1 protein-coding gene is annotated in these 1038 nt (G+C 66.5%); it reads right to left on the bottom strand.

From position 1 onward, the window contains the following. The coding region (locus ACFXOA_RS32315; protein ID WP_385035743.1) for an ISL3 family transposase at positions 1-915 on the bottom strand (915 nt) is incomplete at its 3' end. Positions 916-1038: the final 123 nt, after the last annotated feature.

Here is a 1038-nt window from a genome sequence, read left to right as displayed (position 1 = left end):
CTTACGAACGGTTCGGCGGTCCAGGCCGAGCTCACGGGCCACGGAGCTGTGGCTCCGGCCGGTGCGGGTCAGGGCTTGGACCGCCTCGAACAGGCTCTGGGCATGAAGCCCGGCCCGGCTGCCCGCCGCGGCGTTGTCAGTCGTCTTCTCGACCGGTTGGTGATCGTCTTCACTGACGGTTGGCAGGGCTGCGGGCAGGCATCCGCGGTGGGTGGAGGCGATGTCCTGAACTCGGCGGGACAGGCCCTGCCAAAGGTGAAATCGGTCGCTGACCTGCACGGCTTCGGGGGCGCCGGCGGTGATGCCCTGCCTGTAGGTGAGGGACCCATCGCGGCAAACGACCTCGACGCCCGGATGCTCGTGCAGCCATCGGCCGAGCTGTTCAGCATCACGTCCTTCCCAGAGAGTCAGTGGGAGGCGGGTGGTGGCATCGACCAGGAGGGTTCCGTAGGTGCCTCCGTAGAGAGCGAAGTCGTCAACCCCCAGGACTTGGGGCGTGACCGGTTTCGGCAGCGGCACCCGCATGAGCTGGGACAAGACGGCGACCCGAGAGAGCCTGATGCTCAAGATCCGAAGCATTCGGGATCCGCCCCGGCCTGCCAGCACCACACCGACCGCCTCCACCAGGCGCTGCAACTGCGGTGTCCGGCGCTGGTAGCGCGAGGTCAGGCCAGGTATTTGCTCGGCGAAGGTCGTCTTCGGGCAGGTCGTGTTCTCGCAGTACAGGCGGCGTACGGACAGGTCGATGTGCAGAGGGCGGCCTGCGAGCGTGACGTCGGTGAGGCGCCGTGCGTAGCGGCTGTGGCACCAATCGCTGAGCCGACCGCATCCCGTGCATCCCGCCGGTTCACCTGATCTCGTGCGGGCACGGACCACCACCGCGGCATCGGATACCTCAACCGAAACCACCTGCACATCGGACAACTGCGGCAACAGGCTGACCAGTTCAACAGAGCACAGTCACAGGCTGCCCACCATGCGGACCGGCCGACCGTGCCACCGAGATGATCTTCGCCTACGAAAATCTTGCCAGAGCCA

The organism is Streptomyces sp. NPDC059166 (assembly GCF_042755185.1).
Taxonomy (GTDB): Bacteria; Actinomycetota; Actinomycetes; order Streptomycetales; family Streptomycetaceae; genus Streptomyces.
Note: the sequence above shows the minus strand (reverse complement) of the source record. Positions and strands in the feature narration are given on the sequence as shown.